The organism is Myxococcota bacterium, assembly GCA_035498015.1.
Taxonomy (GTDB): domain Bacteria; phylum Myxococcota_A; class UBA9160; order SZUA-336; family SZUA-336; genus VGRW01.
The window spans coordinates 37,614-43,801 of sequence record DATKAO010000233.1; the positions used below are offsets into that span (position 1 = coordinate 37,614).

The 6,188-nt window shown below is 73.9% G+C and carries 5 protein-coding genes; 4 read left to right on the forward strand and 1 reads right to left on the reverse strand.

Translation table 11 applies throughout. The features are described 5' to 3' along the window. Positions 1 to 95 precede the first annotated feature (95 nt). Positions 96 to 1,184 carry a hypothetical protein gene (locus VMR86_20845; GenBank protein ID HTO09511.1) on the forward strand — a complete coding sequence of 363 codons (1,089 nt, stop codon included), beginning with the start codon at positions 96 to 98 and terminating at the stop codon, positions 1,182 to 1,184. Here VMR86_20845 and VMR86_20850 read toward each other — a convergent pair. Next, complete coding sequence (locus VMR86_20850) at positions 1,181 to 1,924, reverse strand: hypothetical protein (GenBank protein ID HTO09512.1); 744 nt, start codon at positions 1,922 to 1,924, stop codon at positions 1,181 to 1,183. The genes VMR86_20845 and VMR86_20850 overlap by 4 nt on opposite strands. Before the next feature lie 173 nt (positions 1,925 to 2,097). On the opposite strand from VMR86_20850, the gene VMR86_20855 reads away from it, so the two are divergent. Genes VMR86_20855 through VMR86_20865 form a run of 3 tightly spaced genes read left to right on the forward strand, consistent with a single transcriptional unit; the run spans position 2,098 to position 5,854 of the window. Continuing rightward, the gene (locus tag VMR86_20855; GenBank protein ID HTO09513.1) at positions 2,098 to 3,732 is read left to right on the forward strand and encodes an AAA family ATPase; all 1,635 of its coding nucleotides are present in this window, start codon (positions 2,098 to 2,100) and stop codon (positions 3,730 to 3,732) included. Further along, complete coding sequence (locus VMR86_20860; protein ID HTO09514.1) at positions 3,729 to 4,775, forward strand: hypothetical protein; 1,047 nt, start codon at positions 3,729 to 3,731, stop codon at positions 4,773 to 4,775. Before VMR86_20855 ends, VMR86_20860 begins: the two co-directional genes overlap by 4 nt. Beyond that, positions 4,772 to 5,854: a TRAM domain-containing protein gene (locus VMR86_20865; GenBank protein HTO09515.1), complete on the forward strand. Its 1,083-nt coding sequence runs from the start codon at positions 4,772 to 4,774 to the stop codon at positions 5,852 to 5,854. The genes VMR86_20860 and VMR86_20865 overlap by 4 nt, the downstream gene beginning before the upstream one ends. Positions 5,855 to 6,188: the final 334 nt, after the last annotated feature.

Consider the following 6,188-nt stretch of genomic DNA (forward strand, 5'->3'; position numbering starts at 1 on the left):
CGCTGGACTATAGTTGAACCGCTCACTTGCCGACTCCTGATGTGGAGCTGCGCCCTGGCCAGACCTGGCGATGACCTGGCTACGAGAGAGGGACCATGCGACGTGCGCTGACTTTGTGGGTCACTGCGGTCGCGCTCGCCGCGCCCGCGGCGTTCGCGCCCGCGCAGAGCCGCCCGCACGTGCGCGACGTGCGCGTGGGCGCGCACGAGGGCTACCAGCGCGTGGTGGTCGAGCTCGACGGCTCGGCCGAGATCGCCTGGCAGCGCGGGCCCGAAGCGGGCGCCGAGAAGTTCTATCTCGACGCCGACCTGGGCCAGCGCGAGCGCGTGATCGAGAGCAAGCTGCCGCAGGTGGGGAAGATCGTGCTGCGCGCCATGCGCGTGGGCACGCAGCTCGAGCTCGAGCCGCGCGAGCGGCGCCTGCGCGCGTATCTGCTCGCCAAGCCCACGCGGCTGGTGATCGACGTGGCGGAGCCGGGCGAGGGGAAGTTCGAGGTGCCGGCCGGACTCACTGCGCTCTCGCCCGCGAAGTCGTTCAGCCCGCCCGAGAACGCGCCGGTGCCGGTGCCGGAGCCGGAGCCCGGGGCGGAGCCGGAGCCCGAGCCGAAGGAAGCCGCGTCGAGCCAGCCCGCGCCCGAAGCCGCGCAGCCGGAGGCTCGAGCGGAGACTCCGCCCGAGGCGACTGCGCCAGAAACTCCGCCCGAGGCCGCCGCGCCCGAGCCGGCGCCACCGGCGCCCGAGCTGGCCGCCGAGCCCGAGCCCGCGCCCGCTCCGGAGCCGCCGCCCGCCGCCGAAGTGACTCCACCGGCTGCGCCGCCGCCCGCGCCGCCGGCGCAGCCCGAGCCGGCGCACGACACCGGCTTCCCGTGGGGCCTCGCGCTCGGCACGCTGGCCGTGCTCTCCGCCGTCGGCGTGCTCGGCTTCGCCGCATGGCGCATGCGCCCGGCGGCGCCCGAAGCGCCGTTCCGGCCGCGCCCGCGGCCGACACCACCCGGTGTAGATGCGATCTCGGTCGACGAGCTGCGCAGCGCCGCCGACCCGACCAGCGTGCTGGAGCAGAGACTCGACCAGGAGGTGCGCGCGCGGCTCGCACTCGAAGAGCGGCTGCAGCAGGCGGGCGAGGAGCTCAAGGTGCTGCGCGACCGCGTGCACCGCGTCGAGCGCCGGCGCGAAGACGCGCCCTAGCCGGGATGCGCGGGCTCGCCGTCCAGCGCGGCCACTGCACCGAGCGCGCCGCAGAAGGCGCCGTGCTCGGGGAAGTGCGCCGTCGCGCCGTGCATCGCAGTGACCCAGGTGAGGATCTGCGCCAGCTCGGGGTTGTGCAGGAGCGTCGAGCCGCAGTAGAGCACCGCGGTCGCGCCGGTCGTGCGCGCGAGGTTTCCGCAGATCAGGCCGATGTTCTCGCCGATCATGCCGATCAGCGCGTGAGCCAGGTCATTGGGCTCGCGCGAGTCGAGCTTGGCGAAGCTCGACGCGTTCAAGTCACCGGGCAGCTCGATCTCGCCGCCGGGGTAGATGTCGCGCACCAGGAGATCGACCTTGCGCCGGTCGCCGCGCGCGGCGAGCGCACACACCTGGTCGAACGAGTCGACGCCCAGCAGGAGCTTGGCGAGCCCCATCAGCGTGCCGCCGCCCAGCGCGCTGCCGCCGATGCGCCGCGCCTTCCCCCGCTCGAGCAGGAGCACCGACGTGCCCGTGCCGACGGCCGCCACGAGATACTTTTCGGGCAGCGCGAGGCCGGTGCGCGCCGCGAGCAGCGGCGCTCCGAGCGCCCACGCGCTGAATTCGGGCACCGTGCGCACCTCGACCCCGTCGAGCTCGCGCGCCAGGCGCGCCGCGCCGCCGCCGGTCGCGATCACGCGCTCGGGCCGCCACTCGCGCAGACACGCCCGCACGGCGGAGATGTCGCGCGAGGGGAATTTCACGGTCAGAAGCTCCGTCGGAGCGGGCAGCACCAGCTTGCAGAGCGTGGCGCCTGCGTCGGCGCCGACCGTGGCCCCACCGGCACCCCGGCCACGGATTGTGTTGGACATACGCGGCGCAGAATATCACCCTGCCCCACCAGCCGGCGGACGGGGCGGCTGAGCGAGGGGCCTTGATGTACACGGGGTTCTACGGATTGCGCGAGAAGCCGTTCTCGCTCGCGCCCGATCCCCGATACCTGTTCCTGTCGGCTTCGCACCGCGAGGCGCTCGCCCACCTGCTGTACGGGATCGAAGAGGGCGAGGGCTTCATCGAGGTCATCGGCCAGGTCGGCACGGGCAAGACCACCCTGTGCCGCACGCTGCTCGACCGGATCGGGAGCGACGCCGAGATCGCGTACATCTTCAACCCGAGCCCGAGCGAGGTCGAGCTGCTGTCGGCCATCAACCGCGAGTTCGGGCTGCCCACCGCGGCGCGCACGCGCACCGACCTGCTCGACGCGTTGAATCACTTCCTCCTGGAGAAGAACGCCGCGGGCCGGCGCGTCCTCTTGGTGATCGACGAAGCGCAGAACCTCGACCCGGCGGTGCTCGAGCAGGTGCGGTTGTTGTCGAACCTGGAGACCGACCGCGCGAAGCTCTTGCAGATCGTGCTGATCGGTCAGCCGGAGCTCGAAGAGAACCTGTCGCGCTCCGACCTGCGCCAGCTGCGGCAGCGCATCACCGTGCGCTGGTCGCTGAAGCCCCTGTCACGGCCCGAAGTCATCGAGTATCTCGAGCACCGGCTGCGCGTCGCGGGGCTCGCGGACCCGCGGCTCTTCACGGCCGGCGGACTGCGCGCACTCACCCGCGCCTCGCGCGGCATTCCGCGGCTGATCAACGCGCTCGCCGACCGCGCGCTGCTCGCGGGCTACACCGAAGGCCGGCGCGAGATCGACGCCAAGCTGGTGCGCAAGGCGGCGCGCGAGCTGCCGGCCACCGAGCTCGGGGGCTGGCGCGACGCGACCGGGCTGCGGCGCGGTCTGGCGCTGGGGCTGGTCGCTGCCGGGCTGGCGATCGGGCTCCTGATCACCGCGTTCCTGCCGCGCACGCGCGCGGCGGCCCCGCCCGCTCCGGCGGCGCCGCCCGTCGCGCCCGCCAGTGTCTCGCTCGCTCCGGTGCCGCTGGCGCCGCCCCTGCCGTCGCGCATCGACGGTCTCTCGACCAACGCGAGCGCGGCCGACGCGCTCGAAGCGCTGCTCGGCGCCTGGGGCTACCGGCAGCCGGTCGGCGGCGAGCTCGACCCGAACCTGTTCCCCGACGCCGTGCGCTCGATCGCGCCCCTGCTCGTGCTCTCGACTCACGGCACGCCCGAAATGCTCTCCGCGCTCGACCTGCCCGCGATCCTCGAGCTCGAGCCGCGCGCCGGCGAGCGCCGCTACGTGGCCGTGATCGGCATGGACGACGCCGGCCGCGCGCACCTGGGCATGGCGAACGACGAGCTCGAGCTCGACCGCAGCGAGCTGCAGCGGCTGTGGACCGGCCGGGTGTTCTACTTGTGGACCAACTTCGAGTCACTGCCCTCGCTCTCGCCCGGCATGAAGGGACCGGCGGTGCGCTGGCTGCAGGCGCGACTCACCGAGCTCCACTATCTCAAGTCGGGCGATGCGACGGGTGAGTACGACGAGCTCACGCAGAAGGCCGTGAAGGCGTTCCAGACCGCCACCTCGCTCACGCCCTCCGGTGAGGTCGGCCCCGAGACGATGATCGCGCTGTACCAGGCGCTCGACTACACCACGCCGCGGCTGTACGCCGCGAGAGAGGACTCGTGAGCACGATCCTCGACGCCCTGCGCAAGCTGCAGCGCGAGCGCAGCGCCACGCAGTCGCGCGACCTGCGCGGCTCGGTGACCGACGACATCCCCAAGCCGCGGCGCAGGCGGCGCGGCGGAAGCCGCGTGGTGTCACTCGGCCTGGCCGTCGTGCTGCTCGCGGCGGCGGCCGGCGGCGGCGCGTGGCTGTACAAGAGCGGGAAGCTCAAGCCGCTGCTCTCGCGCGCGCCCGCTGCGCCGGCTCCGGCAGTCACTGCCGACGACGACGCCAACGGGGACCCGTACGCGGGTCTCGACGACCTTCCGAGCGACGACGACGCGGCCATGGATCAGGCGACCGCCGCGACGCCGCCCCCTCCGACCCCTGCGCCGGTCGCGGCTCCTCCCGCGCCGGCGACTCCGCAGCAGGCCGCGCCTGCGCCCGCGCCGGCACCGGTCAACGCCGTGGCCCAGGCGCGCGGGCAGGCCGAGGCCGACGCCGAGCGCGCCCGGCTCGCACAGATCCAGGCGCAGGCGGCCGCGCAGCAAGCGGCCGCCGCCGCCGCCGCGCGCCAGCAGGCCGAGACCCTGGCCGCGCAGGAGCGTGCCGCCGCCGAGGCCGCCGCTGCGGCGGCAGCCCCGCCTCCGCCACCTGCGCCCGAGCCGGCCGCGCCGCCCGCGCAGGTCGCGGCCGCGACTCCGCCGCCCGCCGCGGCGCCCAAGCCGGCGCCGAAGCCGAAGGCCAAGGCGGCGCCCAAGCCCGCGGCCCCCAAGGCCGCCGCCAAGCCCGCGCCGCGCGAAGTGACTCGCGCCGGCGAGCCCGATCCGACGAGTGACTCGTACGCGGCAGCCCAGCCGGCCGCCTTCCCGCCGGTGCGGGTCGAGAGCATTCGCTGGCATCCGGTGAAGGAGCGTCGGAGTGTGAGCTTGCGCTTCGAGCAGCAGAACGTGACCGAGGCGCACGAGGGCGACACCGTGGCGGGCGTGCTCGTCTACCGCATCGACCCCGGCGCCGTGGAGCTCCGCGTCGGCTCGACCAGCCGAGTGATCCGCCCCGTGCCTTGACGCTGGACGTCGGCGCCGAGCTCGAGCTCGCGATCGAGCGCCTGGCCGCTGGCGGCGACGGCGTCGCGCGCGCCGACGGGCTCGCCGTGTTCGTGCCGCGCTCCGCGCCCGGCGATCGCGTGCGCGCGCGCATCACGCACGTGGCGCCGCGCTTTGCGCGTGCCGAGATCGAGTCGGTGCTGGCGCCCGGCCCGGGGCGACGCGATCCGCCCTGCCCGTACTACGCGCGCTGCGGCGGCTGCTCGTGGCTGCACCTGACCGAGGCGGAGCAGCTCGACGCGCGTGCGGCGATCGCGCGCGAGGCGCTGCTGCGCATCGGCCGGCGCGCCGATCTGCCCGTGATCGAGCGCATTCCGGCGCCGCGGGCGCTGGGCTACCGCGCACGGGCGCGGGTCGCCTGGTCGGAGGGCCGGGTCGGGTTCCGCGCGCGCGCCTCGCACGAGGTGGTCGACGTCGAGACCTGCGCCGTGCTCGACCCCGACACCCAGGCGGCCCTCGCCGAGCTGCGCGCCGAGCGCCCGCGCGGCGCGGGCGAGCGCGAGATCCGCGGCCTGGCGGGCGGCGATGCCGAGCTCGACGTCGAGCCTGGCGCCTTCTTCCAGGCCAACCGCGCGCTCTGGGCGCGCTGGCTCGAGTGCGTGCTCGAGCTGTGTGGCTCGGGCGAACGCGCGGTCGAGCTCTACTGCGGAGCCGGCTTCTACACCCGGCGACTCACTCGCCAATTCGCGCGCGTGGTCGCGGTCGAGCGCTCGCCCGAAGCCGCGCGCAGCGCCGCGCGCAACAGCACGGCCGAGCTCGTGGCCGAAGCCGCGGAGCGCTGGGCGCCGAGTCACTTGGCGGCGGCGCGGCCCGAGCTCGTGCTGCTCAACCCGCCGCGCACCGGCTGTCACGCGTCGGTCGCGGAGGCGATCGGAGCTTCGAGTGCACGGCGCGTGGTGTACGTCTCGTGCGATCCCTCGACGCTGGCGCGCGATCTCGTGCGCATCGGGGAACGCTTTCGCATCGCGCGGCTCGTGCTGCTCGACGCGCTGCCGCAGACTCACCACGTGGAGCTCGTGGCCGCGCTGCAAGCAGATTGACAGCGCTGCTCGACGAAAAATAGAATCCGCCCGTCGGTGGCGGAGCGAGCGGGGAGATCTGAGCCAGCCTACCGAAGGTTCGGGGCGGAGCATCAGCAGCTTGTAGTCGACAGCGAGTGCAGAAGCTGAGTGTCCATCGCTTCCCCGCGGTCGGAGAGAAAATCCAGCGAGTGTTGCAACGGGTCCTGCGACCGAAACGTCGCAGGACCCGTCGCTTCTCGGGTCGTCGGTTTCGTCGCCCGACGAAACGCCCGTGTGACCGCTGATCATCCGGTCAGTCAGTGATGGGTCGGGCGATCGTCGTCGGAATTTCGCCGGCTGCGATCCCACTCGT